Annotated in this window: 1 protein-coding gene; it reads right to left on the minus strand. The window is 43.4% G+C overall.

What is annotated here, in order from left to right; genetic code table 11:
- Positions 1–384, minus strand: a 384-nt coding sequence (locus ACU8YE_RS25145) for an N-acetylmuramic acid 6-phosphate etherase (RefSeq protein ID WP_446930281.1), incomplete at its 3' end; no start/stop codon positions are given.
- Between the last annotated feature and the right edge of the window lie 70 nt (positions 385–454).

Here is a 454-nt window from a genome sequence, read left to right on the forward strand (position 1 = left end):
TTTTAGATCAACTAAATCTTGACGACCTAGTTCTTTTGAATCTTCGGCACCCTCTACTGCGACAGTCATTGCTTTTTGACCACCAGCGATGAGGCCTTGAACCATCTCTGGCTCGACGCCAAAAGTTGGTACGCATTCGGCTGCATCTAAGACACCTAACCGACCACTCGTACCAGCGCCCATGTAGATCAAGCGGCCGCCTTGATTGAAGCTTTTGATGATGGCTTCTACCACTGGTTCAATGGCTGCTAATTCTTGACCCACTGCCATTGCAACTTTTTGGTCTTCTTGATTCATTTTTTGTAAAGCTTCTTTGACACTCATCTCATCTAAGCCCATTGTATTTTCATTTCTACGTTCAGTTGTTAAGTTTTCTAAATTCATTCTCTATCGTTCCTTCCGTGACTAGCGTAAATTGATTGCCTGCCTTGATTAACGGCAATATCGTTTGATC

This window comes from Ralstonia sp. VS2407, from assembly GCF_052950655.1.